The sequence below is a fragment of the Pseudomonas entomophila genome (genome assembly GCF_029193575.1).
Taxonomy (GTDB): Bacteria; Pseudomonadota; Gammaproteobacteria; order Pseudomonadales; family Pseudomonadaceae; genus Aquipseudomonas; species Aquipseudomonas entomophila_G.
Genome location: NZ_JARGCS010000043.1, coordinates 96,551 through 121,604, shown reverse-complemented (window position 1 = coordinate 121,604; position 25,054 = coordinate 96,551). Strand labels below are relative to the sequence as shown.

The 25,054-nt window shown below is 66.8% G+C and carries 22 protein-coding genes; 2 read left to right on the top strand and 20 right to left on the bottom strand.

Annotated elements, in window-relative coordinates; genetic code table 11:
* Nucleotides 1–152: 152 nt before the first annotated feature.
* The 20 genes from P0Y43_RS19885 to P0Y43_RS19790 all read right to left on the bottom strand — a co-directional run bounded on the left by P0Y43_RS19885 (nt 153) and on the right by P0Y43_RS19790 (nt 22,036).
* Nucleotides 153–926: a hypothetical protein gene (locus P0Y43_RS19885; RefSeq protein WP_275638972.1), complete on the bottom strand. Its 774-nt coding sequence runs from the start codon at nt 924–926 to the stop codon at nt 153–155.
* Nucleotides 927–981: 55 nt separating this feature from the next.
* Nucleotides 982–1,395, bottom strand: coding sequence for a hypothetical protein (locus P0Y43_RS19880; RefSeq protein ID WP_275638971.1), 414 nt, complete (start codon nt 1,393–1,395; stop codon nt 982–984).
* 227 nt (nt 1,396–1,622) lie between these two features.
* Nucleotides 1,623–2,774 carry an acyl-CoA dehydrogenase family protein gene (locus P0Y43_RS19875; protein WP_275638970.1) on the bottom strand — a complete coding sequence of 384 codons (1,152 nt, stop codon included), beginning with the start codon at nt 2,772–2,774 and terminating at the stop codon, nt 1,623–1,625.
* Nucleotides 2,775–2,791: 17 nt separating this feature from the next.
* Entirely contained in the window at nt 2,792–3,862 is a 1,071-nt protein-coding gene (locus P0Y43_RS19870) for an enoyl-CoA hydratase/isomerase family protein (RefSeq protein ID WP_275638969.1), read from the bottom strand.
* 196 nt (nt 3,863–4,058) lie between these two features.
* Nucleotides 4,059–4,820, bottom strand: coding sequence for a ChbG/HpnK family deacetylase (locus P0Y43_RS19865; protein ID WP_275638968.1), 762 nt, complete (start codon nt 4,818–4,820; stop codon nt 4,059–4,061).
* Complete coding sequence (locus P0Y43_RS19860) at nt 4,792–5,955, bottom strand: GNAT family N-acetyltransferase (protein ID WP_275638967.1); 1,164 nt, start codon at nt 5,953–5,955, stop codon at nt 4,792–4,794. The genes P0Y43_RS19865 and P0Y43_RS19860 overlap by 29 nt, the downstream gene beginning before the upstream one ends.
* A gap of 4 nt (nt 5,956–5,959) precedes the next feature.
* Entirely contained in the window at nt 5,960–6,649 is a 690-nt protein-coding gene (locus P0Y43_RS19855; protein ID WP_275638966.1) for an N-acetyltransferase, read from the bottom strand.
* A 34-nt stretch (nt 6,650–6,683) separates the two neighbouring features.
* Nucleotides 6,684–8,633 carry a hypothetical protein gene (locus P0Y43_RS19850; protein WP_275638965.1) on the bottom strand — a complete coding sequence of 650 codons (1,950 nt, stop codon included), beginning with the start codon at nt 8,631–8,633 and terminating at the stop codon, nt 6,684–6,686.
* Entirely contained in the window at nt 8,630–9,934 is a 1,305-nt protein-coding gene (locus P0Y43_RS19845; RefSeq protein WP_275638964.1) for a lipopolysaccharide biosynthesis protein, read from the bottom strand. The genes P0Y43_RS19850 and P0Y43_RS19845 overlap by 4 nt, the downstream gene beginning before the upstream one ends.
* On the bottom strand, nt 9,931–10,941 hold the full coding sequence (locus tag P0Y43_RS19840; RefSeq protein ID WP_275638963.1) for a polysaccharide deacetylase family protein: 1,011 nt from the start codon (nt 10,939–10,941) through the stop codon (nt 9,931–9,933). Before P0Y43_RS19840 ends, P0Y43_RS19845 begins: the two co-directional genes overlap by 4 nt.
* Nucleotides 10,942–10,950: 9 nt before the next feature.
* Nucleotides 10,951–12,087, bottom strand: a complete 1,137-nt coding sequence (locus tag P0Y43_RS19835) for a glycosyltransferase (RefSeq protein ID WP_275638962.1) — start codon at nt 12,085–12,087, stop codon at nt 10,951–10,953.
* Nucleotides 12,080–13,045: a glycosyltransferase family 2 protein gene (locus tag P0Y43_RS19830; RefSeq protein ID WP_275638961.1), complete on the bottom strand. Its 966-nt coding sequence runs from the start codon at nt 13,043–13,045 to the stop codon at nt 12,080–12,082. The genes P0Y43_RS19835 and P0Y43_RS19830 overlap by 8 nt, the downstream gene beginning before the upstream one ends.
* Nucleotides 13,042–14,412 (bottom strand): O-antigen ligase family protein, encoded by a 1,371-nt coding sequence (locus P0Y43_RS19825; RefSeq protein WP_275638960.1) that lies wholly within the window; start codon nt 14,410–14,412, stop codon nt 13,042–13,044. Before P0Y43_RS19825 ends, P0Y43_RS19830 begins: the two co-directional genes overlap by 4 nt.
* Nucleotides 14,409–15,590 (bottom strand): glycosyltransferase family 4 protein, encoded by a 1,182-nt coding sequence (locus P0Y43_RS19820; protein WP_430540264.1) that lies wholly within the window; start codon nt 15,588–15,590, stop codon nt 14,409–14,411. The genes P0Y43_RS19825 and P0Y43_RS19820 overlap by 4 nt, the downstream gene beginning before the upstream one ends.
* Nucleotides 15,587–17,161: a GumC family protein gene (locus P0Y43_RS19815; protein ID WP_275638959.1), complete on the bottom strand. Its 1,575-nt coding sequence runs from the start codon at nt 17,159–17,161 to the stop codon at nt 15,587–15,589. The genes P0Y43_RS19820 and P0Y43_RS19815 overlap by 4 nt, the downstream gene beginning before the upstream one ends.
* A 15-nt stretch (nt 17,162–17,176) precedes the next feature.
* Nucleotides 17,177–18,196, bottom strand: coding sequence for a polysaccharide biosynthesis/export family protein (locus tag P0Y43_RS19810; RefSeq protein ID WP_275638958.1), 1,020 nt, complete (start codon nt 18,194–18,196; stop codon nt 17,177–17,179).
* Nucleotides 18,197–18,218: 22 nt separating this feature from the next.
* Nucleotides 18,219–18,866, bottom strand: a complete 648-nt coding sequence (locus P0Y43_RS19805) for a CpsD/CapB family tyrosine-protein kinase (RefSeq protein ID WP_275638957.1) — start codon at nt 18,864–18,866, stop codon at nt 18,219–18,221.
* A gap of 1 nt (nt 18,867) precedes the next feature.
* A complete protein-coding gene (locus tag P0Y43_RS19800; protein ID WP_275638956.1) occupies nt 18,868–19,614 on the bottom strand; it encodes a sugar transferase in 747 nt (248 codons plus the stop codon).
* Entirely contained in the window at nt 19,611–20,675 is a 1,065-nt protein-coding gene (locus P0Y43_RS19795) for an NAD-dependent epimerase (RefSeq protein ID WP_275638955.1), read from the bottom strand. The genes P0Y43_RS19800 and P0Y43_RS19795 overlap by 4 nt, the downstream gene beginning before the upstream one ends.
* Nucleotides 20,672–22,036 (bottom strand): UDP-glucose dehydrogenase family protein, encoded by a 1,365-nt coding sequence (locus P0Y43_RS19790; RefSeq protein ID WP_275638954.1) that lies wholly within the window; start codon nt 22,034–22,036, stop codon nt 20,672–20,674. The genes P0Y43_RS19795 and P0Y43_RS19790 overlap by 4 nt, the downstream gene beginning before the upstream one ends.
* Nucleotides 22,037–22,421: 385 nt before the next feature.
* Between P0Y43_RS19790 and P0Y43_RS19785 the strand changes: the two genes are divergently transcribed.
* Nucleotides 22,422–24,122, top strand: a complete 1,701-nt coding sequence (locus P0Y43_RS19785; protein ID WP_275638953.1) for a sulfatase-like hydrolase/transferase — start codon at nt 22,422–22,424, stop codon at nt 24,120–24,122.
* Nucleotides 24,123–24,278: 156 nt separating this feature from the next.
* Complete coding sequence (locus P0Y43_RS19780; RefSeq protein WP_275638952.1) at nt 24,279–25,034, top strand: hypothetical protein; 756 nt, start codon at nt 24,279–24,281, stop codon at nt 25,032–25,034.
* Nucleotides 25,035–25,054: the final 20 nt, after the last annotated feature.

Below are 25,054 nucleotides of genomic sequence, written 5' to 3'. Positions count from 1 at the left end.
GTGTTTCGACATGTTGCTCTCCAGTGAATGGGGTCGAGCTTACTGCACCTGGAAGCCGGTGTTCAATGGATAAATGCTATCGGGGTGATCAGGGGCGAGATGGCGCACCGTTCCCGGAGTGGGGCGGCACGCCACCTGGGTGGTTGCAACGGTCAGGTCCCGGGGGGCACTCCGGCGCCTTGCTCGTCGCCTGCGCCATTGCGCTGCGCATCGTCGATCTGCTTCAGAATCTCGACCAGCGAGGGCATCTTGAGCGGTTGATAATCGGCGTCTCCAGGTTGCGGTTGGTTTAGCAGGGTGACGTAGAAGTCGCGCGTTCCGGCTGGGTAGCGCATCCGTTCTAGCTCACCGAGGCTGTCGAAGAACTCGAGGGTTCTGACCACGTGCGCACGATGGTCGTTGTCCAGGCTCAGGCGTGCCCAGAATCGTCCTATGCGCGCATTGTCCAATTCACGCACCGCTTCGCTCGCTGCATAGCGTTCGACCGAGGTGTAGGCGCCGCTTTCATCTTCCAGAATAGCCACGACTTCCTGGCGTGACAGATGGGCGAATGGGTTATCGGTCTGGCGCTGAGCCTTGACCACCCCCTCGATGTATTTCGCCGCTTGGCGGCTCTGCTTCAGGCGTTCCGGGGAAGCGCCCGCCGGTTCCTCGCTCAGGGCGGGGGCATTCCTGCCCAATCGAGCAACTTCCGCGTGCAGCCTGAGCAGCAGGTTATCGGGACCGTAGATGCGCTGAAATTTCTCTTCCAACTGCTTTTTCGACAGTGTCGCTTCGGCACTGAGCGCCAGCCCCTCTGCGGAAAGAACGACCTCTTCGCCATTGGCGGGCGAGCTTACTGGCTGAGGCGGCGGGGCTGGATGGGATCTTGAAAGTGTTGCCAGTGTTACGAGCCTGTTCAGGTGTGCCAGTGAGGTTTCTATCATTCGACAGTTCCTTATCAAGGGGGCGAAGCTTGTCGCAACACCCGTCCGTGAGTCGTTATCGGATGGTGAATTCCACGCCGTAGTCATAAGGAGGGGTTGCACTGGCACGCGTAATCTTCGCCTCGCAGGTCGCGCGGGCTGACCCGGTGGATGTGGCTTTTTTCGTCCAACCAATGTTGGGAATCGTGATATGCGAAGCCTCGAACTTGCATCTTTTGCTTCCCGCGCTGTAGGTGAACCGCATTCCAGACGAAGCAGAGGACGCACCGTTGAGCACGAACCTCAATGTCGCGTTTCCCGATATCGTCGAGGGGACGGGGTCGAAGGTCCCGAAGGCATATTCATACGTGAATGCTGCCGGGGTACTGGTGTCGTTCTTCACCGTCACGCTCGCGACGGTATTGCCCCAGGCATTGGCTAGCGGCAACGCTGCGCCAATGATCACTGCAAATAACGGTAAGCGATTCATCCTTTTTCCTTTCGCATCGGTCGGCCCTGGCTTCACGCACGCCTCATGCGCGCCATGCCCAGGTAACCGTCATGTCGGCTGGAAAAAAGTCGGCTGTATCAGATGGGGTCTGATAACTACGTAGGAAGTTTCTCTAATAAAACCGAAGCGCACGCTTCGCGCTTGCAGCCCCTGAGATGACCACGCCTTGCGCGTCGTTCGAACTTCAGGGGCGTGCCTGTGCGGCGCTACAGCGAATAGTGCTTGAGCTCGCGTGCGATCAGCATGCGCTGGATCTCGCTCGACCCCTCGTAGATCTGCGTGATCCGCGCATCCCGGTAATACTTCTCCACCGGATAATCCTCCAGATACCCATACCCGCCGTGCACCTGGATCGCCATCGAGCACACCCGCTCGGCCATCTCCGAGGCAAACAGCTTGGCCTGCGAGGCTTCCGACAGGCACGGCTTGCCAGCACTGCGCAGGCGTGCGGCATGCAGGATCAGCAAGCGCGCGGCATTGACCTGCACCTGCATGTCGGCGAGCAAATTGGCGATGCTCTGGTGCTCGTTGATCGGCTTGCCGAACTGCACCCGGTCGCGCGAATACGCCAGCGCCGCCTCGAACGCCGCGCGGGCGATCCCCAGGGCTTGCGCGGCGATGCCGATGCGCCCGCCTTCGAGGTTGGACAGGGCGATGGCCAGGCCCTTGCCGCGTTCGCCGAGCAGGTTGGCGGCCGGGATGCGGCAGTCGTCCAGGGTGACCGCGCAGGTGTCGGAGGCGCGGATGCCCATCTTGTGTTCGCTGCGGTCGACCTTGAACCCGGGGTTGTCGGTGGGCACCAGGAAGGCCGACAGGCCTTTCTTGCCCAGGTCCGGGTCGGTGACCGCGAAGACGATCGCCAAGCCCGCGCGGCGGGCGTTGCTGACGAACTGCTTGGCGCCGTTGATCACCCACTCGCCACCGACCCGCTCGGCGCGGGTGCGCAGGTTGTGCGCTTCGGAGCCGGCCTGCGGCTCGGTCAGGCAGAAGCAGCCGATCACCTCGCCGCTGGCCAGGCGTGGCAGCCAGGCCTGCTGCTGCTCTGGCGTGCCGTAGGCCAGCAGCGGGCCGCAGCCGACCGAGTTGTGGATGCTCATCAGCGCCCCGGTGGCACCGTCGCCGGCGGAGATCTCCTCGACCGCCAGGGCGTAGGCGACGTAGTCGGTGTAGCTGCCGCCGAAGTCTTCCGGCACCACCATGCCGAGCAGGCCCAGCTCACCCATCTTGCGCACCACGCCATCGTCGATCCACGCGGCCTTCTCCCAGGCCTGGGCATGGGGGGCGATCTCGCCACGGGCGAAATCGCGGGCCATGTCGCGGATCATGATCTGTTCTTCGCTCAGTTCCAGGTCTTGCATGCTGTGTACTCCCGGGCTCACAGGCCTTCGAAGAATTGCTCGACCCGCTGGCGCGACAGCCCGGCCAGGGTCGGCGGGTTCCAGCGTGGCTGCTTGTCCTTGTCGATGATCAGGGCGCGCACGCCCTCGATGATGTCGCCGTGGGCGAACCACTGGCGGTCCAGGTGCAGCTCCATGGCGAAGCACGCCTCGAGGCTGGCATGGCGCCCGCGCCGCAGCATCTCCAGGGTAACCGCCATGGCCAGGGGCGAGCGGGTTTCCAGCTGGTCGGCGGTGGCCAGCGCCCAGGCGTGGCTGTCACCGATGCTCACCGCGCGCAGTTGCTCGATGATGCTGGGCACGTCGGGCAGGGCGAAGAAGTGATCGATCACCGGGCGCAGGCGGGCCAGCGGGGCGTCATCGAGCGCTTGGGTACCTAGCTTGGCGAGCAGGCCTTGCAAGTCCTTGAGCGGATGGTCGCCGAAGCTCAGGTGGTCCAGGCCCTCGTCCAGCGCGGCGAGTTGGTCGCTGGCCAGGTACCAGTCGGCGAGGCCGCAGTACAAGGCATCGGCCGCCTGGATCTGCGCACCGCTGACACCCAGGTAGATGCCCAGCTCACCCGGCACCCGGGGCAGGAAGTAGCTGCCGCCGACATCGGGGAAATAGCCAATGCCGACTTCCGGCATGCCCAGGCGGCTGCGTTCGGTGACGATGCGCAGGTCCGCGCCTTGGGCCAGCCCCATGCCGCCGCCAAGGGTGAAACCGTCCATCAACGCCAGCACGGGTTTGCGGTAGCGGTGGATGTGCAGGTCGAGGGCGTACTCCTCGACGAAGAAATCCTCATGCAGGCGCTCGCCGGCCTTGAAGCTGTCGTGCAGCGAGCGGATGTCGCCGCCGGCGCAGAAGCCCTTCGGGCCTTCGCCGCGCAGCACCACGGCATGCACCTGTGGGTCGTCGGCCCAGGTGTCGAGGTGGCGCTGCAGGCTGCGCACCATGTCGAGGGTGAGGGCGTTGAGGCCGGCGGGGCGGTTGAGGGTGAGGTGGCCGATGTGGTTGCGGACAGTGGCCAGGACGTGGTCCGTGGCCTGGGGGTGAGCTTGCGCGGTCATCGCGGTCTCCCTGCTTTGTTATTGATTTTCCAAGTGAAGTCTGGAAATGCGCTGGAGGATCGGAGGATCCTGCCATGCGTATTTGCCTGGCACAATCGGCAAATCTGCAGGGGGTGGCTGCAGATTTGTGGCAGGTGGGGTGTGCGGGGGATGTGTCGGCCCTCTCGCGGGCTTGCCCCGCGAGAGGGCCCGGTATTTACAGCGCAGTGGCGTAACCCACCCGCGGAACATCCTCCAGACGGGCATCGATCAACGATTTCAGCGACTCCCCACGCTCCAGGTAGGCATCGCCAAAATCATGCCCGCCGAGCGCGCTGGGGTGCGCGACCACCTCCAGCACCCCCTCGCGCGGCGCCAGGCCTGCCTTCAGGTCCGCTGGCGTGCACACGTAATCCGCCGTGGCCCCGCTCAACTGACGCAGGCGCCGGTTCAACAGCGTCTTGAACAGGCGCTTCATCGGGCCGATGTTGTGCCCCAGGTTTCGCGCCAGACGCACGGGCACACCCTGCTGGCGTGCGAAGCGCGCGACGATCTCGCCTATCGGCCAGATGTTGTGCACATGCTGGTGCGAGTCCAGGTGGCTGGGCATCAGCCCGTGGTCCAGGCACTGCTTCCACTGCGCCTCCAATTCTTGTGCCACCGCCACCCGCTCACGCCGCGACAGCCGCAGGGCGCGACGCTTGAGCTTGAGTTCGAACTCGCCATGGGGCGTGCAAAAACGCGGCTCGGCGAGGATCGCCTGGCTCAGCGGCCGCCCGTAGGTCAGGTTGAAATGGAGCCCCACACGCCCGCGCAGCGCCGGCTGCTGGGCCAGCACGCAGGCGGCGGCGAAGGCCGGCATGTTGGCCATGGCCGTGGCCGAGCTGATCAGCCCGGCCTGGAAGGCGTGCAGGATCACAGCGTTGGTGTGCACGCTCAAACCGAAATCGTCAGCGTTGACTATGACCTGGGATGGCATCCGGGCGCTCCTGTGGGGGGGTGGGTTCGGCGTTGGCCGAGGCCTCGGCGCGGCCCTTGCGCAGGCGTGGCTTGAGCCAATGCCAGCCACGCTGGGCCAGGCCCAGGGCGATGCCGTCGGGGCGCCAGCTGTAGCAGCTCAGGCGCCATTGCTCGACCTGGCCGGTCTGCCGCTCATGAAGCTGGTGGCTGGAGTTGGTCAGGCTCACGCGTGAGGCGTCGACCCACTTCCAGCCTTCCTCGAGGCCCCAGTGAATGAACTCTTCGAGCAGCACTCGGCCACTGCCCAGGTCGCGGTATTCGGGGGCGAAGGCCAGGTTGTAGTCGTACACCCGGCCGCGTTCGAGCAGCCCCAGGCGGTAGCTGATGCACACGCCCTCGAGCTCCAGCAGCACCAGGCACACCAGGCCATCGCGGGCCAGGGCGGTGAAGGCGTGGTACATCCATTGGCGGCGCTGTTCGCCGCTGAAGATGCCGACCTCGTCGTCACCTTTCCAGCTCACCGCCTCGACGGCGCTGATCGCATCGAGCAGGGCCGTGATGTTCTGCGGCGTGGCGATCACCCGGCGCACCACCGCGCCGCAGGCGGCGATCCGCTTGCGGGCGCGGCGCAGCTTGTAGCGTGGGTCGCCGCTGACTTCCTGGCGGTCCAGCTCACTGATGCGATGCACCGGCACCCGGCAGGTCAGGTGGCGCTCGTAGGTGGAGCTGGCCGTTGCCCATTGGCGCAGCCAATCGTCATCGGCACCGGGCACTTCGCTCAGTTGCAGGAGGGCGTGCGGCAGGTGCTTGCGAATCGCCCGCAGCACCTGGCCGGCATAATGCGCGGGCAGGTCCAGCAGCAGGGCGATGCGGTCGCTCAACGGGTAGCCCAGGTGGCGCACCACCGGTACGTTCAGCGGGCCGAACGGCTGGCGCTCGCGCACCAGCGGCAGGCACAGGCACAGCCGGCCATCGAGGTGGCCGAGCAGCACCTGCAAGTGTTGGCCGGGTTGCAGCGCCGCCTCGGCGGCGCACAGCCAACCCAGGTGGTTGAAGGGGGTGCTGCCGGCCACGCGCTGGCGCAGCGCCTCGTAGGCGGCAGCGGGGAAGGGGTCGGTGCGCAGCGAGGCGCACCAGCTCAGTTGCAAGGCCATGGGCTCAGGACGCCGCAGCCGTGGCGCCTTCGGCCGCGGGTTTGCGCAGCGGCTCGAGGCGCGATTGGGTGTAGCGGGTTTCGCGGTAGAACTTCCAGCGACCGAACAGGCAATACACGTTCATGATCCGTCCTTGCTCCTTGTAGCCCATGCGCAGGTGCAGCTTGAGCGCGGGGACGTTGTGCTGCTCGCAGACATCCACCACCTTGTCGCAGCCCTGGACGGCCATGGCCTTCCACAGCGCCAGTTGCAGGTCCACCGACAGTTCCGTGCCCCAGTACTTGCGGATCAACTCGCCGCCGAACTCGAAGAACTCGCCTGGCCCCACCGGGAACCAGCAGCCGTAGAAGTGCCGGTCGTGGTAGTGCCGGCTGCTGCCCCAGATAAACGCCACTGCGTCGTTTTCACCGTCGAGGAACATCAGCCCGGTGTGGCCCTCGGCGGCCAGCTCGCGCATGGTCTCGACGCGGTCGCCGAAGTGCCGGGCGAAGGCGCCGACGTTATGCACGGTGATGGTCTCCACCCGCAGCGGTGGGTAGGGTTTGAGCCGGTGCGGCGGCACCGGGCTTTCCAGGTCGCGCTCCATCCACAACAGTTCCCAATGGTAGAACACGTAGTGACGGAACGCCGTGGTCAGGATGTTGCGCAGTCCCTTGCGCTTGATAAGGTCCTGGATTTTGCTCAATGCACGCATGGTGCCTCCTGTTTCTGGCAGGTCGAGGTGCGTCTCAAGACGCGCTCCAGGTCAGGGCAAACAAGGTCTGCCCAGGTAGTTGAAAACTGATCTGGCCCTCATGGCAGGTGAAGCGGGCAGGGCGGGGCCGGCTGTCGGGGCCGAACAACTCCAACTGGCCCGGCGGGCAGGTGGCGGGCCGGTCGCGTGGGTGCGCACTGCTGTAGCGCTCGTTCAGGCGCAGCTCGACCTGTTGCAGGCGATCGGCCTTGTTCACCCCCAGCAGACTACGTTGCGGGCCGTCGGCCATGGCCAGGGCGTCGACCTCGAAGGCGTCGTTTTCCACGCCCAGTACCTGGCGCAGCCAATGACGCTGGATGAACTGCTGCGCCAAGCCTACCGGCTTGAGCTCGAAACGCTCCTCGCCCAGCACACGGATCATGCCTTTGGGCCATTCGGGCTCATCGGCCACATGGAACCAGTTGAGCATGTCCAGCAGGCCGTCGGCCGAGGCGTTGATCACCACCGAGGCCCACCACAGGCTGGCGTAGTGGGTGTCCTGGTCGTAGGGGCTCAGGCTGGAGCCGCTGGAAAGGTTGGTCTGGTCCAGCAACAGCGCCTTGCGCGGCCGGCCCTGGGCATCCAGGCCAACCAGCGCGGCGGCCTGGCGCACGCTGTCGCGGTAGCTGCGGGTGGCCAACAGGTCGCGGACCATCCATTCGTGCCAGGCCAGGGCGTCGATCTCGTGGTCGTGGGCCTTGAGCAGGCGGCGTGCCCAGTCGATGCCGCGCAAGTCCTTGCTGCCCTGGGTGAATGGCCCGCCGAGCAACCGCGAGGACGCCGGCATGGCGATACGTACCCCGGCCTCGCGGGCACCGGGGTAGGCGCGCACCTGAGTGGCCATGGCCGTGAAGAAGGCTTCGTAGCTCTCATAGTCGCGGTAGTTAAGGTTGGGTTCGTCGGCGAACGCCAGGTAGTGCACGCCGTGGCCGCCAAGGCGGGCGGTGGCTGCCAGCCAGGCGTCGAGGCCGTCGTTGCTGGTGCGGTCGGCGGTCAGGTCCGCGCGCCGGCCAGTGCCGGCCAGCAGGGTGATGTCCTGGGTGATGGCGAAGCGTTGCTGGTACAGGCGGCGCCAGGCGTCTTCGTACTCGGGCTGGCGCGCCAGCACATCCATGAAGCTGTAGTAGCCGGCGGCTTGCGGACGCAAGGCATCGAGGACCGCGAAGCTGGAAGTCGGCGGCAGCACATAGGGCAGTGCGACGCCCAGGCGCGGGGTGTTGCCGAGCACCTTGCCCTCGACGGCCAGGCGCACCAGGCCCTGGGGGGTGGCCACATCGCCCAGTTGGTCGACACGCTGGGCGAACAGGTTGGCGCTGCCGTCGAGCCAGAACGCCGCCTTGCCGCGCCCTTGCAGGCGCAGGCGCCAGGTTTCATCGCGGGGGCTGGTGGGCAGCGCCTGCTGGTCGAAACGCCAATAGGCCGGGTAGGGCTTGAGCGTGACCTGAACCTCGCGCCCATCGCTCAGGCGTTGTGCGCCCAGCCCGTTCACGCCGCCATGGTACTTGCCAGCCAGCACCGCGCGCTCGCCGGCCTTGACCCGGAAGTAGAGCTCCACCCGTGGCCCGACCTCGGCGCTGAAATGCACCTTGGCCGGGGCGAACAGTGCGCCGGTGCTGTCGCTGTGGCGCACCCGGTAGGCGCGGAAGCTGTAGCCCGGGATCTCCAGGCGGTACGGCCCGGCACCGGCGGCCAGCGGCCAGCGCTGCTCACCGCGCACCTCCTCGGCCTGGATGGGCCGCTCGCCCTGCAAGCGGCCCTGGCCGTCGAGCAAATACAAGCGCTCGGCGTTGGCCTCGGCCTGCCACGCCGGCTGCCAGTGGATGCGTAGCTCATCGGCCGTGCGCGGTTGCAGGTACAGGGCGCCGTCGCGGATATCGCCCCATTCCAGGCTGGCCGCCTCGGCCAGCGGCGCGGCCAGCACGCACCACGCGAGCCAGTGCCTCATGCCGGCCTCCGTTGCAGCATGCGCCACAGCGGCGCGAGGTCGCTGGGCAGCACGATCAGGGTCTGCTGCAGCGGCACGCCGCTCAGGCGGCCATACAGCACCAGCATGGCGATCGTCACCACCAGGTAGGCGATGGACGACGCCGCCGCAGCGCCGACGATGCCCCACTGGGGGATCAGGATGAGGTTGAGCGCCAGGTTCAGCGCCGCCCCCACGCCCATCAGCAGCGACACCGTGCCGGGACGGTTCTTGCCCAGCAGGTCCAGGCGCAGGATGCTCGCGTAGCACAGCCCCAGCAGGCCCGGCAGCAACGCCAACAGCGCCGGGTAGGCGGGCTGGTACTCGGCGCCGAACAGGGTGACGATCAGCCATTCGCCGATCAGCGCCATGCCCAGGCAGGCGCCGAGCATGACGGTTGCGGTCAGGCGCAGCGCCAGGGGGGTGAGTTTCTCCATGCCGGCGTCTTGTTGCAGCAGGCGTTTCATCAGCGGCGTGGTCACGGCTTCAGGGACGATCAGCAGCAGCTCGGCGGCGGCGCTGGCCATGGCGTAGTGACCCAGTGCGGTGCTGCCGAGCAGGGCGCCGATGAACAGGTAGTCCGAACGCAGGATCAACTGCTGGAACAGCAGGTCCGGGTGGCTCTTGGCGCTGTAGGCCAGCAGCTCGCGCTGGCCGCTGCGGTCCCAGCGCAGGCCCAGCGGGTGCTGGCGGCGCAACCACCACAGGCCCAGCGCCAGCACCAGGGCGATGCCGCACAGCCAACTGATCAGCGCGGCTTCCAGAGCCTGCTCTTGCCACATCCAGAACAGCCCGAGGAACAGCAGCAAGGGCGCCAGCGATTCGGTCAGGCGCAGGGCGTTGAAGGCGCCGACCCCGCCGCTGGCGTTGTGCAGGGTCAGCAGGCCGCTCTTGAGCACGGTCATCGGCACGGCCAGCAGCAACAGCCAGGCCAGCAGGCCGAGCTGGATCGTCACTTCCAGCTCGGTGCCGAACTCGCGCACCAGGAACACGCAGAGCAGTGTCAGCAGGCCGGCCAGCAGGCAGCCGTAGACCAGCACCTGGGTCAGCAGCAGGCCCAGGTCGCGCTGCTTGGCCGCCTGGTAGCCGACCGCGCTGTTCAGCCCGCCGCTCGTAGCGGCGCTGATCAGGTCGGGCAGGGTGCTGAGCAGAGCGAACAGGCCGCGCTCGCTGGGGCCGAGGATGCGCGCCAGCAGCACGTTGCGCAGCAGGCGCAGGGCGATCATCGCCAGCTTGGTGCCCATGCTCAGCGCCAGGTGGCGCAGGTAATGGTTGCGGCTCATGCGCGGCCTCCCCGGCTGATGCGCCAGGCCAGCAGCGACGGGCGGCTGGCGTTGCGCTGGCTGACGCCGATGCGTGGCAGCGCCAGCGGGTCGTCCTGGCCCTGGCAGATGCCTGGCCGCGTGCTCAGCGCATAGGGGTAGCGGTGTGCGGCCAGGCGCGCGCGCACCCGCTCGTCATGGTCGCCGTTGGGGTAGCAATACACCGGCAGCGGTTGCTGGCAACCGTGCTGCAGGGCCGCGTGGCTGCGTTGCAGTTCCTCTTCCAGGCGGTGGTCGTCCAGGTACGGCAGCAGCGCGTGGCTGGCGCCGTGCGGGCCGAAGCGCACCAAGCCGGAGTCTTCCAGCTCGCGCACCTGGTGCCAGTCCATGGCCTGGGGCAGCGATTCGTCCGGGCAGGCGTCGGTGAGCACATGCAGTGCCTGTGGGCTCAGGCTCTTCAGGCTTTGCAGGTAGCGCGCCAGGGCCAGGCTGCGGGCTTGCGGGCGGTCGTTCATGAAGTAGGCCGCCGGCAGCGGGCGGCCGAGCTTGCGCAGGCGCTCGATCAGGTTGTGCCGGGCCGCTTCGCCGTGGCTGCCCCACAAGGTCTCGCCGACGCTCTCCCACCAGAAGCGCTGGCGGCTGCCGATGTAGTCGGTGGACAAGAAGATGCTCGCCGGCACCTGGTGCTTGCGCAGCAGCGGGAAGGCGTTGAGCGCGTTGTCGCGCCAGCCGTCGTCGAAGGTCAGGGCAACCTTTGGCCGCCCCTCGCCACGCGGGGTTTCATGGGCCTTGAGCAGGTCCATGAGGCTGACGCAGTCAAAGTGCTTGGGCAGCCAGCGCAGCAGGCTTTCGAACGCCCGTGGGCCAACGCACAGCTCGTTGCGGTGTGGCAGCGCTGCGCAGGCGTCATCGGCCAGCACCCGGTGCAACATGAGGATCACCCCGGCGCCGCGCAGTTCGCTGCGGCCCTTGGGCGACTTGAAGTACAGCCAACCGCTGGCCTGCTTGATACGGGTCTTGATCGGCATGTCCGTCGCTCATCGGTTCTGGTCGGGGTTCCATTGGCTGTAGCTGTGCCCACGCAGGAATTGCCACAGGCCAACGCTCATGCCCGCGAGGGTGACCAGCACGAAGGCCGCCAGACGGAACGGTTTGGGCAGGCGATGGCCTGCGTCCAGCAAGCCGGCGATGGCTGCGGCGTAGCCGAGCAGCTGGGCGGCCAGGGTAAGGCGATAGAAACCGGGCTCGGCGGCCAGCCACAGGTTGGCCAGCAGCAAGGGCAGCAGCAACACGGGTGCCAGGCGGCGGATCAGCTTGTGGCTGATCAGGGCAATGGCATACAGGCCATGGCGTGCGGGGTTGAGCAGCTCGCGCCGGGCGGCCAGGCTCAGCAGCCCGCCGACGGTGACCCGCTGGCGGCGGCGAAACTGCTTGTCGGCCTCGTCCACGCCCTGGTCGAGCACCACTGCTTCGGGCGCATAGACGATACGCTGGCCCGCGGCCGGGGCGCAGGTGCTGATGAAGAAGTCATCGTTCACCTGTTTGGGAATCGCCTGGTACAGCGGCCGGCGCAGCGCTAGCAGCGCGCCATCGGCCGACACCATGCAGCCGGTGCGGTTCTCCACCTTGCGCAGCCAGGCCTCGTAGTGGCGGTACAGGCTGTCGCCCAGGCTCAGGCCCTTGCCCGGGTCGGGGATGATCATGTGCCCGGCGGTGCCGCCCACGTCGTGGTCGGCGAAGGGCGCCAGGAGCAGGCCCAGGGTGTCGCCCGACCATTGGTTGTCGGCGTCGGTGAACACCAGGATGTCGCCTCGGCACACACTGACCGCGGTGTTCAGCGCCCCGGCCTTGCCCAGGCGCGGCAGGTCCAGCACCTGCACCCGGGCATCGCCCAGGGCGTTGGCCAGTTGCACTGTGCGGTCGCTGGAGCCGTCGCTGGCCACCACCACCTGCAATTCGGCGGCCGTGTAGTCCTGGTTCAGCACGCTGCTGAGCTTTTGCTCGATGTGCCGTTCCTCGTTGTGCGCGGCGATCACCACGCTGACCCGCTGTGGCGGCAGCGGCCCGGGCTGGCGGCGGGGGAAGAACGGTGCTGCCAGGGTCAGTAGCACGGGGTAGCCGACCCAGGCGTACAGCGGCAACAGCAGGCACAACCAGAAAATGATCTCAGCCACGGGCGGGCCTCCTTGCGGTGCGGTTGAACAGGCTGAGCACGAAGGCGGCGCCGGCCAGGTGCAGGCGCAGCCAGTGCAGGCCCCACAGTTGCAGGGTCAGCAGCGAATCGCGGTGCTTCAGGCTCTGGCGCAGGCTCAGGGCCAGGGCGGGCAGGGCGCTGATCAGCAGTAGGGCCAGCGCCACGTGGGGAAAGCCGTCGAGCAACGCCGACACGGCCATGAAGTCGAGCACCCAGGCACCCACCGAGAGCATTGGGAAACGCAGCAGGCGCAGGCTCACGCCATGGCTGCGCAGCAGTTGCAGGTGGCTGCCCTGGCGCCACATTTCCTTGCCCAGCCACTCGCCCCAGCTCAGCTCGAAGCCCCAGTGCAGCACCACCGGCTGGCGCAGCACCCGCAGGCGCGCGCCGGCCTCGTGCAGGCGCAGGGTGAAGTCCTTGTCTTCGCCGGTGCGCAGGTGCTCGTCGAAGCCGCCGACCTGCTCGAACCAGCGGCGGCGCATCAACAGGTTTGGGGTGGGCAGCCAGGTGCAGTCCTGCACCGTCTGCCCGGCGCGCAGGGTGCGACGCTGCCAGGCATGGGCGAACCACGGCGCCTGGCGCGGGGTGTCGCAGTCCAGGGCGAACACATCGCCTTCGCCGCGCTGTTGCAGGCCGACCAACAGGTCGAGCCAGTTTTCCGGCACTTCGATATCCGCGTCGAGAAACGCCAGCCAGTCGCCCTGGCTGGCCTGGGCGCCACGGTTGCGCAGGGCGCCGATGGCCACGCCCGGCAGGCTCAGCACCCGCGCGCCGTGTTGGCGGGCAATCTCCGGGCCGGCGTCGCTGGAGCCGTTGTCCACCACCAGCAACTCGCAGGCCAGGCCCGCGTTGCTGGCGGCGCGCCGCGCGGCATCGAGGGTGCGGGCGATGTGCCGGGCTTCGTTGAACATGGGGATGACGATGCTCACCTGGTTCATGGCTGCAGGTCCTTGACGGGCTGCTCGGCCGCTTGGCGCAGCAGCACGCTGGACAACCCCAGCATCAGCCACAGGTACTTGTGGCTGGGGGCGCTGAGGAACATCAGGAACAGCCCGATGGCCAGCATGCTCATGGTCAGGTGGGTCATCAGGTCGGCGCGGTCGGGGTCGCCGGCCGCCTGCCAGGCCGCGCGGGCGCGCCAGAAATTGCGTAGGGCCATGGCGATCATGGCGACGAACAGCAGCCCGGCCGGCACGCCGGTTTCACTGAACAGCTCCAGGTAGGTGTTGTGGGCGCGCCGGTAGAGGTCGGTGGTCTTGCTGTTGACCGGGGCGAAGGCCTTGGAGAAGCCGGTGTCGGCATAGTGCAGCGGGAAGGTGCCGGGCCCGGCGCCGAGCAGCGGGTGCTGGTTGATCATGTCCTTGCCCACCAGCAGGTAGGAGGATCGCCGCCCCAGGGATTCGTCCTGGTGCGCGTTGACCCCGGACTTGAGCAGCACCAGCGACTGGATACGCTCCACGTAGCCTTTGGGCATCAGCGCCACCCCCAGCGGCAGCACGATGGCCAGGCCGAGCATGGCGAAGCCCAGGTGGCGTGGACGAATGTGCGCCAGGCGCTCGCGGTAGTTGTACAGCACGATGCCAGCGCTGATCATCAGCACCACCAGCCCTGAGCGCGACTCGGTCTTGGTCATGCCGGCCAGCAGCAGTAGGCAGCAGGCGGCCCAGAACAGTTTGAGCGGCCATGCCCGTGTCTTGATCGCCAGCCACAGGCCCAGGGGCAGGGCGATGGTGATCAACAGGGCGAAGGCGTTGGGGTCGAGCATGGCCGAGGCGCGGCCTTGCTCCTGGTACTTGGTGGAGAAGATGGCGAACAGGCACGTCACGCAGACGCTGACAGTGACCAGCCGTGCCAGCATCGGCAGGTTGAGGTCACGGCCCACCAGCAGGGTGATGACGAACACCACCAGGCCGACCAGCAGTTCGCGCAGGTGGCCGGCCGACAGTGCGACGCTGTCGCTGGTCCACAGGCTGAGGCCATACAAGGCCAGGAATGGCAGCAGCAGGCGCCATTGATTGCTGCGCAGGCGCTCGCCGGGCAGTTGGCGCACCGCCAGTTGCAGGGTGAGGATCAGCACCAGGCCCAGGCCGATCAGCTTGGCGCCGGATACCAGGTTGTCTTTGAGCAGGCCCTCCAGCGGCACCAGCGTGGCGATCGCCAGCAGGCCCCAGGCCGGCTTGCGGTACAGCACCAAAGCGCCGGCCAGGCCGACCACCGCGCCGGGGGCCAGGTACGGGTAGGGGCTGGCCAGCAGCCCCAGGCACACCAGCGCCACCAGGCTCACCAGCGACAGTGGGATGATCATGCGACAACCTCCTTGGCCGTGCCCCGGTACACCAGGGCCCAGCGTTGTGCCAGGGTCGGCAGGTGGTAGCGTTCATGCTGGGTCTGGCGGGCGCGGGCGACCAGCTCGTCGGCCTGCTGCGGGTCGTCGAGCAGGGCCTGCAGGTGCTGGCCCAGTTCGTCCACCGCCAGCGGCTTGGCCAGCAGCCCGCTGCGCCCGTGCTCGATCACATCGGGGATGCCGCCGACGGCGAAGGCGACCACCGGTACGCCGTCCTGCATGGCTTCGAGCAGGATCATCGGCGTGCCTTCGGTGCGCGAGCTGATCACCAGCGCGTCGAGGCGGTTCATCCAGCTGCGCATGTCGCGCTGGAAGCCCGGCAGGGTGATGCGCTCGCCGAGGCCGGCGGCGTCGATGCGCGCTTGCAGGGCATCGCGCTCCGGGCCTTCGCCGAGCATCACCGCATGCGCCCGAGGTTCGCGCAGGCACAGCGGGATCAGGGTGTCGAGGAACAGGTCCGGGCCTTTCTCGCTGGACAGCCGGCCGACGTAGGCGGCGAGCCACGGCCGGGTGTCTTCAGGCTGGCCTGCCCCCTGCAGGAGCGGGCTTGCCCCGCGATCACGGGCGCAGTCCGTGCCATGCATCGCGCTGCGAGCATCGCGGGGCAAGCCCGCCGGCACAGGGGGTATTTGTTCGGGCAGGCCATTGGGAATGACCTCGAGCTTGGCCGTCGGCACCCCGGCATCACGGTGGATACGCGCGATGCTCTCGGCCACGCAGACCACCCGATCGATGGTCGGGGTGCGGCACAGTTGCAGGCTCAGCCAGGTGTAGAAGCGTTGCTTGCGGCTGCGCGGGGTGAAGCCGTGCTGGGTGGTGACCATCGGCAGGCGCCACAGGGTGGCGCCAACCCAGCCGAACAGCAGGCCCTTGAAGTTATGGCTGTTGATCAACGGCCGCTCGCCGCGCGCGCCCCGCAGTACCCGTAGCAGCGCGCCCAGCCCTGCGCAGGCCTGGCAGTCGACACCCGCCTCTTGGAAGCGCGCCACCAACTCGGCCGGGGCGTCGAGGAACAGCACCCGGTGCCGGCCAGGAGTGGCCTGGCAGTGGTCCAGGAGCATGCGCTCGGCGCCGTAGAACCCGCCGCTGCTGAGCAGGTGCAGGATCGGGCGGCCAGCGGCGGGCACGGCGGCGTTCAATTGCGCACCCAATGCCACAGGCGCGAGGGCGACCAACTCCTGTGCGGGTTGGGCAGCGCCGGGGTCTGGTCGTTGAGCACCAGCAGCACCGGCAGGCCGAGCTCGTGGCTGATTTGCGCCGGGTGTTTGAAGCGGTGGTCGAAGAACTCCTTCACATACACGATAGCGATCGCCAGCAGCAGCCCGGTCACCAGGCCGAACGGAATGATCAGGCCGGGTTTGGGGAAGGCCGCGGTGGCGGGTTCATACGGCGCGCTGAGGATCCGTGCGTTGGACTGGCTGCCATCGAGCAGGCCCTGGCCACGGCTTTCCTCGTAGCGCTGGGCGTAGGTGGAGAAGGCCTTGTGCAGGGCGTCGATCTCGGTGTCCAGCTGGCGGGTCTTGCTCTGGGTCTCGCGCAGTTGGGTGATGCGTTGCTTGTACTCGGCGATGCGCTGGGTCTTCTGCTCGATCACCTGCTGGGTCACGGCCAGGTCCTGCTGGCGCTCACGGATGCGGTTCTCGACGATCTTGAGGAACTGCGCGCGCAACTGGGCGATTTGCTGGCGGGCCATGACCATCTGTTCGGCACCGGGCTGGAACACCGTGGCGTCACCGTTGTAGCGCGCCAGCTGGGTGGTCAGTTGTTCGCCGAGCTGCTTGATCTCGCGGTCCTCGAAGGCGACGTTGTCGACCGTGGTGGTGAAGGTGTAGGGGAAGGCGTAGTCGGCCATCTTCGCCTTGCTGGCCGCGCTCAGGCTGCTGCGCAGGTAGTCCAGCCACTGCTGGTTCTGCAACTGGCGGTCGCGTTGCAGGTTCAGGGCCTGCTCCTCGGTGTTGATCGCGTTGAGGCGGAAGGTGATCTCTTCTTTCGGGTCGGACGAGCCGATCGCGGTGAGCAGCCCCAGGCGCTGGCTCTCCAGGTCGCCCAGGCGAGCCTGGTAGTGCAGCTTCTTCTGCTCGTAGAAGGCTTCGGGCAGCTCGTTGGACTGCAGGTCCTGGCGGTTCTTCAGGAAGTTGTCCAGCAGGCGCGAGACGAACAGGGTGCCGAGCTTGGGGTCCTGGGCGCTGTAGCTGATCGAGATGACGTTCGAGCCGGGCAGGGTCTCGACGGTCAGCTCCTTGATCGCCTCGTCGGTCAGGGTGTCCAGTTCGGTGTCGCGGCCTTCGACGGTCTGGCTGCCCAAGGCCTTGCGCAGCGGCTCGATCAGGTCTTTGCGCAGCGGGGTCAGCACGGTGCGTTGCAGCAGCCCGGGCTCTTCCTGGTAGTGACCTTCGCTGCGCAACTGGTCGATGGTCTGGCGGATCAAGGTCGGCGAGCGCAGGATGTTGCTCTCGGTCTCCATGTCGGCCAGCGATGGCGGGATGAACTGGTCGGCTTGCTGGGCCAGGGCAGAGCTGGTGTCGCTCTGCGACAGCTTCTTGGACTGCACGATCACTTCGGCGGTGATGTCGAAGCTCTGGCGCAGCACCAGCGGCAGCAGCAGGGCGATCACGGCGAACACCAGGAACACCCGTTTCACCAGCTGACGGTTGGCGAAGAAGATGCGGAAGAACTCATGCACATAGTTTTCTTTCGGTTGCGTAGTCATGGTCCGTCCCCCCGGTCAGTCGTTGCTTTCTTTGTTGTCGACGCGGTAGCTGAAGCTGAAGCCAAAGCCCTGGAACAGCACCACGTCGGCCAGTTGCCGGGACAGCTCGGCGGCGCTGGCCAGTTTGGTCTTGGGCACGTAGAGCATGTCTTCGGGCTGCAGGTAGGCGAGTTTCTGGGTGCCGCCGGACAACGCCTGGTCGACGTTGTAGTTGACCGCGTGCACCACGTTGCCTTCACGGCGCATGATCACCACCGAGCCGAGCTTGGCCTTCAGGGTTGGGCCGCGTGCCAGGGTCAGCGCTTCGAGCACCGAGACCGGGCGACGGATCTGGAAAGCACCGGGCTGGCCGACCTCGCCAAGCACGTAGATCTCATTGGCGGCGGTGGACTTGAGCAGCACGTCCACGCTCATGCGCCCCGGCAGGGTGGCGTAGCGCTCGTTGAGGTAGTCGCGCAGTTGGTTGACGGTCATGCCTTGCAGCGGCACCGAGCCGATTTCCGGGAAGGTCGCGCGGCCGTCGTTACCCACGGTGATGTCGCGGCTCATGCCAGTGCCGGGGTGGCTCAGGGCGTTTTTCAGGTTGACCTCGTCGGTCATCGGGCTCAGCACCCGCACGGTGACCTGGTCGCGGTTGGGCTTGAACACGCGCTTGTCGTTGTAGGCCCGGCGAATCGCACCTTCCGCTTCGCTTGGGGTCATCCCCTCGACGCGCACCGCGGCGTTGGTGCTGGGCAGGGTGATGGTGCCGTCAGGTTGCACCAGTTGCTGGCCGTTCAGGCCGCTGGCGGCCATGAAGTTCAGGTCCAGGGTGTCGCCGGACTGGATCCGATAGACCCCGGCGGAACGGTTGCTGACGTGGAAGATCACCTCCAGCACGTCCTGTGGGCGCAGCACCTGCTCGCGGCGGGCGACTTCGGTGGCCTGGCTTTCCGCCGCCGGCGCGGTGAGGATCGAGACCGGCATCTCGCGGTTCTGCTGGCTGGCGCAGCCGGCCAGGGCCAGCACGCACAGGGCAATCGATGGGACTCTCATGGCGTTCATCCTGTGCATCCTCTCAGAGGTTGTCGTACAGCCACTTGGGCATGTAGTACTTGCGCTTGTTGAACACGCTGCCGATCAGCCGCGCGCCGGCCTGGGTCAGGCGCTGGGCCGCGGCCTGGGCCACTTCCCAGCGGGTCTCCTCGGCGCACACCACCAGGATCACACCGTCGACCAGGGTGCCGATCACCAGGCTGTCGGCGCTGGCGTAGATCGCCTCGCCGTCGATCACCACGAAGCGGTAGTGGGCCGCGTACTGGTTCAGCAAGATACGCAGGCGCTCGGGGTCCAGGCGGTCGCGGCCGCGCTTCCAGGTGCCGGCGGGGAGGATGTCGAACGGCTGGTCGGACAAGCGCACCACGCAGTCCTGGGCCAACGGTGGGGTGTCCTGGTCGAACAGCAGGTCGCTGTAGCCGCGCAGCTTGTTCAACCCCAATTGCTGGCTGAGCCCGCCGGCACTGGCGCTGCCGTCGATCAGCAGCACGGCGCCGGCACTCATCAAGGCCAGTTGGCTGGCGAAGGCCAGGGCGCTGGTGCTGGTGCCAGTGCCGGTGTTGGCCGCGGTCAGCAGCAGGGTGCGCTGGTCGAGGTCGAGGACAGTGGCGGTCAGGTTGGTCTCGCTCGGGGTGGCGATACTCAGGCTTCTCGAAGTAGAACCGTCCATCTCAACTTGCTCCGTGGCCAGTGAAAACCTTGAACGGGGTCTTGAGCAGGATCTTCAGATCCAGCAGCAGGCTCTGTTCGTTGATGTAGCTCAGGTCGAGCTCGACGCGCTGGTCGAAGTCGATGTTGCTGCGCCCGGAGATCTGCCAGAGGCCGGTCATGCCGGGGTGGATCGACAACCGGGCGAGGTGGTTGTCTTTGTAGCGATAGGCGTTGAACGAGGTGGGGCGCGGACCGACCAGGCGCATATCGCCGATGACCACGTTGATCAGGTTGGGCAACTCGTCCAGGCTGCTGCGGCGCAGCCAGCCGCCCACCGAGGTGATGCGCGGGTCCTTGTCGATCTTGAAGTCGATCGAGTCGGCGCCGTGCTTGTTCAGGTGGCGCACCGAGTCCTTCAGCGCCTCGGCGTTGGCGACCATGGTGCGGAACTTGAACATGCCGAAGGCGCGGCCACGGTAGCCGGTGCGCTTCTGGATGAAGAACACCGGGCCCGGGCTGCCTTGCTTGATCAGCGCCGCCAGCACCAGGAACAAGGGTGAGATCACGGCCAGCAGGCCCAGGGCGGCGATGCACGACAGCACGCGGTTGGTCCGTGACAGTGTCCAGGGCCGGCCACCGGCGCGGCCGGTGATCCAGCCACGGCCCTGCATGTGGATGGCCGCGTCGATGCGTTGGCGATGCACCGGGTCCATGCGTTTGTCCTGGTACAGCGCCTGCAGCTGGGCGCTTTTCGGTTGTCCTGTCATACCACCCTCCGTTGATCCGACGGCTCGCCCGCGGGGTGCGCCTGTGCGGCGGTATTCGCGTAGTAGCCCTTGAACCAGGCGATGAACCGCCTGAGTCCTTCATCGAGTGAAACCTGTGGGGTAAAGCCGGTCACCTGAGCCAGGGCGCTGGCATCGGCGCAGGTCGCCAGCACGTCGCCCGGTTGCAGCGGCAACAGCTCGATCACGGCGTTGCGTTGCAGGTGCTTCTCCAGCAGCGCCAGGTAGTCGAGCAGTTCCACTGGGCGTTGCCCGCCGATGTTGAACAGCCGCCACGGCGCGTGACTGCTGGCCGGGTCCGGCAGGTTGGCGTTCCAGCCGGGGTTGGCCAGTGGTGGATTGGGAATCAGCCGCACCAGGCTTTCGACGATGTCGTCGATGTAGGTGAAATCACGCTGGTGCCGGCCATGGTTGAACAGCTGGATCGGGCGGCCCTCGCTGATCGCCCGGGCGAACTGCATCGGCGACATGTCCGGGCGTCCCCAGGGGCCGTACACGGTGAAGAAACGCAGGCCGCTGCAGGGAATGCCGAACAGGTGGCTGTAGCTGTGGGCCATGGCCTCGTTGGCCTTCTTGGTGGCGGCGTACAGCGACAGCGGGTGGTCGACGGCGTCCTGCACCCGGTAGGGGGTGCGCTGGTTGGCGCCGTACACCGAGCTGGAGGAGGCGTACAGCAAGTGCTGCACCGGGTGGCGACGGCAGCCTTCGAGAATGTTGAGGAAGCCCGCCAGGTTGCTGTCCAGGTACGCCTGGGGGTTTTGCAGCGAGTAGCGCACCCCGGCCTGGGCCGCCAGGTGCACCACCACCTCAGGGCGCTCCATGGCGAACAGCCGGGCCATGCCGTCGCGGTCGCCGAGGTCGAGCTTGTGCAGGTCGAAGTCGCCGGCCTGCTGACGCACCCAGAGCACACGGTCGTGCTTGAGGGCCGGGTCGTAGTAGTCGTTGAAGTTGTCCAGGCCCAGCACCTGATGGCCGTCGCGCAGCAGCCGCAGGCAGGTATGGGCACCGACGAAGCCGGCCGCGCCGGTGACCAGCACCTTCATGGCGCGCCCACCTGGCTGCCGCCCTGCGGTACCACCTGGCGCAGGCCGATGCCGCTATAGAGCAGGCCATGGGCAGCGACCTGCTCGGGGTTGTAGAGGTTGCGACCGTCGACGATCACCCGTTCGCGCAGCTTGCTGGCGAGCATCGAGAAGTCGACCACGCGAAAGTTCTTCCACTCGGTGCAGATCACCAGAGCGTCGGCGTCTTGCAGGGTGTCGTCGCGGGTGGCGCACAGTTGCAGGTCGTCACGGTAGCCGTACAAGCGCCGGCATTCGTCCATGGCTTCCGGGTCGTAGGCGCGCACCGTGGCACCCTCGGCCCACAGCGCTTCCATCAGGTAGCGGCTGGGCGCCTCGCGCATGTCGTCGGTGTTCGGCTTGAAGGCCAGACCCCACAGGGCGATGGACTTGCCGGCCAGTTCGCTGCCCAGGCGTTGCTTGAGCTTGGCGAAGAGGATGCGCCGCTGCTGGTCGTTGACCTCGCTGACGCTCTGCAGCAGGCGCAGCGGCATGCCGCTGTGCTCGGCGGTGTGCAGCAGGGCCTTGATGTCCTTGGGGAAGCACGAGCCGCCGAAGCCGCAGCCGGGGTAGATGAAGTGGTAGCCGATACGTGGGTCCGAGCCGATGCCGCGGCGCACCGCCTCGATGTCGGCGCCCAGGTGCTCGCTGAGGTTGGCCAGTTCGTTCATGAAGCTAATGCGCGTGGCGAGCATGGCGTTGGCGGCGTACTTGGTCAGCTCGGCACTGCGGTTGTCCATGAACATGAGCTTTTCATGGTTGCGGCAGAAGGGCGCGTAGAGCTCGGCGAGCTGGTCGTGGGCGGTGTCGTCGAGGGTGCCGACGATGATCCGGTCCGGGCGCATGCAGTCGGCCAGGGCGCTGCCTTCCTTGAGAAACTCGGGGTTGGACACCACGCGTACCTGGAGTTGGCCCTTGCCCAGACGGTGCAGTTCGTCGCGCGCCAGGGCCATGACTTGGTCGGCGGTGCCCACCGGGACAGTGGACTTGACGATCAGCGTGCGGTCGGCGGTCATCAATTCGGCGATCTGCCGGGTGACGTTGAGCACGTGGGTCAGGTCGGCCGAGCCGTCCTCGTCGGGCGGGGTGCCGACGGCGATGAAGATCAGCTCGGCGTGGCTGACCGCGTCGCTGGCCTGGGTGCTGAACAGCAGGCGGCCTTCCTTGATGTTGTCTTCGAGCAGGTCCGACAGGCCCGGCTCGCTGATCGGCGGCACGCCTTGACGCAACTGGTTGATCTTGTGGGCGTCCACATCTACGCACAGCACCCGGTGGCCGACGTCCGCCAGGGCGGCTGCCTGTACAAGTCCCACATAACCGGTGCCAAAAACACTCACGTCCATGTCGGCGTGCCTCGTATGGATGAGTAAGGGAGATGAAACAGTGGTGTGATTTCGGTATAGCTCAGCCCTCCGGTTTTTCGTCAAAGCAATGGCATGTTTCGTCGCATTTACAGCGCCTAAGCAAAACGGCCATTGGCCATCAACCCGTTTCCAATCCGTGAGTTAGCGCGCAAAGCTACTGGCACTTGGCCGTTTAGTGAACCGATGAACGGTCTGAGGCCGCGAAAAATGAGGGTTGGTGACGATAGAGAGTCTCAAGTAAGTGACACAAATGGCGCCAAAATAAGGCGTTATGATATCGCCGGAAAATTGACTTTCTCGCCTTGTGATTTGTTTCAGGGCTGCTACGGTTTGAGGAGAAATCCATGACCGGAGTGCGGCCCTCATGCGCGGATGGATCAAGCTGGCGTTGCTGTGTCTCTACTTGGCGAGCTTTCACGCCTATTACCGTGAACGTATAGACGCTTTGGGCATGGCGCCGGCGCTGGTGCTCTACGTGGGGGTGGCCGGTGTGCTGGTGGCAGGGCTGCTGTTGGCCGCGTGGATACGCCCAGGCTGGCTGCGCTGGCCGCTGGCCCTGGCGTTCGCACTGAGCGGGCTGTTCTTCGACGCTTATACCCGGATCACCGATTCCTACCTGACCTATAGCGCATTCGTGTCCATGGTCTATTCCGGTGGGTTCATTCAAGAGGCGCTGCAGCAGTATCACTACGCGATCACCTTGGCCGCCGGCAAAGCCCTGCTGTTGCTGCTGGGCGTGGGCCTGCGCCCGGGGTTCGCGCCACGCTTGCCCCGCGCTTTGCCGCTGGCCGCGCCGGTGCTGGCGCTGCTGCTGTTGATCGGCGTGCTGTTCGTGCGCGCCGGCGAGGGCGCGCGGGGCTTGCCGGTGATGTACACACCGCTGGCCTATCTGAGCCTGTTCGGCTATGAAGCGCTGCATGACCACGTTGGCCCGCGCCAGCCGGTGACGTTGGCGCGCAACGGTACGCCCATGGCGCGTGACATCGTGCTGGTGATCGACGAGAGCATCTCCGGCAACTACCTGGACCTCAACACCCCGGCCGGGGTCACCAGCCACCTGAACCAGCCCCGACCAGGGGTGGATATCGTCAACTACGGCTATGCGGTGTCGATCGCCAATTGCAGTGCCGACACCAATGTCACGCTGCGCTACGGCGGCACGCGCGGCGACTATCTGCGCATCAACTCGACCCTGCCGTCGCTCTGGCAGTACGCCAAGCAAGCGGGCCTTGGCACCGTGTACATCGATGGCCAGCGCACCGGCGGCAACCTGCAGAACCTGATGACCGAGACCGAAAAGCGCGACATCGATCAGTTCGTGCAGTTCGACGACACGCCGGTGGTGCAGCGCGACATGGCGGCGCTGGACACGCTGGTGGCACTGCTCGAGGACGGCAAGCCACAGTTGATCGTGATCAACAAGGTCGGTGCGCATTTTCCCGTGCATGACAAGTATCCGGATGCCTTCCTGACGTATCAGCCGGCGCTGCCGCGTGGGCACTACGCCGACATCGCCGACACCGGCACTCGCGAGGGTTTCGACGGCACTTCGCAGGACTGGGTGCTGTACCGCAACTCGTACCGCAACACCGTGCAGTGGAGCGTCGGTGAGTTCTTCCGCCGGTTGTTCGCCCAGGCCGACCTGAGCCAGGCGGTGCTGATCTACACCTCCGACCACGGCCAGGACCTGCACGAGCGTGGCAACCCTGGGTTGAACACCCATTGCGACAGCGACCCGGTGCCGGAAGAGGGGCTGGTGCCGTTGGTGGTGATCCAGGGGCAGGGTGTCAAGGCGTTGGACTGGCGGGCGCACCTGGCGCAGAACCGCAATGCCTCGAGCCACTACAACATCTTCCCGACGCTGCTGCGCCTGATGGGCTACGACGCGGCGGGAGTGAGCGCCACTTATGGGCGGGCGCTGGATGTGGCGACCGAAGACCCGTTCACCTTCAACGTGCGTTTCAATGCCCGGCTGGGGGCCAAGCCGGATTTCCGACACATCGACCTGAGCCAGGTGGTGACGCCGGACAAGGCCAAGGGCGTGGCGGTGACGGCGGCGCAATGATCGAGGTGTGGTGGTGAGCGGGGCTTGCCCCGCGATGGGGCCGGCACGGCCCCCGGCAGACCACCCCGACGACCGGCAACCAGCCCCCTGGCCACGCGCTACTACACTGAGCTCTCGATGCCACCGTGGGTGTGGCCCTGCAAGGAGAGCAGGCCGATGGTCATCAAGCGGATCGGCAAGGTTCGCGTACAACCCGGCGCGCCCGTGGCGCCGGAGCTTCAGGGCGCGCTGGAAGGCCTGCTGGCCAGCCCGCAATTCGCCCGTTCGCAGCGCCTGGGCTGCCTGCTCAGCTACCTGGCGCGACACAGCCAGCAAGCGCCCCCTAGCGAATATGAGATCGGCATCGCCGTGTTCCGTCGCGACCCGGCGGTGTACAGCACCGGGGACGACCCGGTGGTGCGTGTGCAGGTAGGGCGCCTGCGGCGCAAACTCGCCGACTACTACGCCACCCAGGGCCGACATGATCCATTGCGCCTGAGTGTGCCGGCCGGTGGCTACCGCCTGTGCTGCGAGCGCCGGGGGCGGGTGGCCGAGGGCACGGGGCCGGCGGTGCTGTGCGTGCGGCCCTTCGGCTGCCTGACCACCTTGGGCGGGGCGTTCGCCCGGGGCCTTGGCGAGGAGCTGAACGACCAGCTGTTCCATGCCTTCGAGCGGGCCACGGTCAGCGTCAGGCTGCCACGGCGTGGGGCAACGCCGGCGGAGCACGACTTGGGGTTCGTGCTGGAAGGCAGCGTGCGTGCCGAGGTCAACCGCGTGCGGGTGTCGGTGCGCCTGCTCGACCTGGGTGCCGGGCGCATCCTTTGGGCGGGGCAGTTCGACCGCAGCGCGCCGTTGGTGATCGCCACCGAGCAGGAGATGGCCGAGGCGATCTGCCGCTGCGTGATCGAATGTTTCGTCCATCGCGTTCCCTAGACACCGCCGGGGCAATGCCC

Coding starts and splice junctions, on each gene's coding strand:
- P0Y43_RS19850 (WP_275638965.1), bottom strand. CDS start 8,633: ATGAGGCACTGGCTCGCGTGGTGCGTGCTGGCCGCGCCGCTGGCCGAG.
- P0Y43_RS19805 (WP_275638957.1), bottom strand. CDS start 18,866: ATGGACGGTTCTACTTCGAGAAGCCTGAGTATCGCCACCCCGAGCGAG.
- P0Y43_RS19885 (WP_275638972.1), bottom strand. CDS start 926: ATGATAGAAACCTCACTGGCACACCTGAACAGGCTCGTAACACTGGCA.
- P0Y43_RS19790 (WP_275638954.1), bottom strand. CDS start 22,036: ATGGACGTGAGTGTTTTTGGCACCGGTTATGTGGGACTTGTACAGGCA.
- P0Y43_RS19795 (WP_275638955.1), bottom strand. CDS start 20,675: ATGAAGGTGCTGGTCACCGGCGCGGCCGGCTTCGTCGGTGCCCATACC.
- P0Y43_RS19840 (WP_275638963.1), bottom strand. CDS start 10,941: ATGCCGATCAAGACCCGTATCAAGCAGGCCAGCGGTTGGCTGTACTTC.
- P0Y43_RS19810 (WP_275638958.1), bottom strand. CDS start 18,196: ATGAGAGTCCCATCGATTGCCCTGTGCGTGCTGGCCCTGGCCGGCTGC.
- P0Y43_RS19855 (WP_275638966.1), bottom strand. CDS start 6,649: ATGCGTGCATTGAGCAAAATCCAGGACCTTATCAAGCGCAAGGGACTG.
- P0Y43_RS19825 (WP_275638960.1), bottom strand. CDS start 14,412: ATGATCATCCCACTGTCGCTGGTGAGCCTGGTGGCGCTGGTGTGCCTG.
- P0Y43_RS19870 (WP_275638969.1), bottom strand. CDS start 3,862: ATGACCGCGCAAGCTCACCCCCAGGCCACGGACCACGTCCTGGCCACT.
- P0Y43_RS19815 (WP_275638959.1), bottom strand. CDS start 17,161: ATGACTACGCAACCGAAAGAAAACTATGTGCATGAGTTCTTCCGCATC.
- P0Y43_RS19845 (WP_275638964.1), bottom strand. CDS start 9,934: ATGAGCCGCAACCATTACCTGCGCCACCTGGCGCTGAGCATGGGCACC.
- P0Y43_RS19785 (WP_275638953.1), top strand. CDS start 22,422: ATGCGCGGATGGATCAAGCTGGCGTTGCTGTGTCTCTACTTGGCGAGC.
- P0Y43_RS19865 (WP_275638968.1), bottom strand. CDS start 4,820: ATGCCATCCCAGGTCATAGTCAACGCTGACGATTTCGGTTTGAGCGTG.
- P0Y43_RS19875 (WP_275638970.1), bottom strand. CDS start 2,774: ATGCAAGACCTGGAACTGAGCGAAGAACAGATCATGATCCGCGACATG.
- P0Y43_RS19880 (WP_275638971.1), bottom strand. CDS start 1,395: ATGAATCGCTTACCGTTATTTGCAGTGATCATTGGCGCAGCGTTGCCG.
- P0Y43_RS19860 (WP_275638967.1), bottom strand. CDS start 5,955: ATGGCCTTGCAACTGAGCTGGTGCGCCTCGCTGCGCACCGACCCCTTC.
- P0Y43_RS19830 (WP_275638961.1), bottom strand. CDS start 13,045: ATGAACCAGGTGAGCATCGTCATCCCCATGTTCAACGAAGCCCGGCAC.
- P0Y43_RS19780 (WP_275638952.1), top strand. CDS start 24,279: ATGGTCATCAAGCGGATCGGCAAGGTTCGCGTACAACCCGGCGCGCCC.
- P0Y43_RS19800 (WP_275638956.1), bottom strand. CDS start 19,614: ATGACAGGACAACCGAAAAGCGCCCAGCTGCAGGCGCTGTACCAGGAC.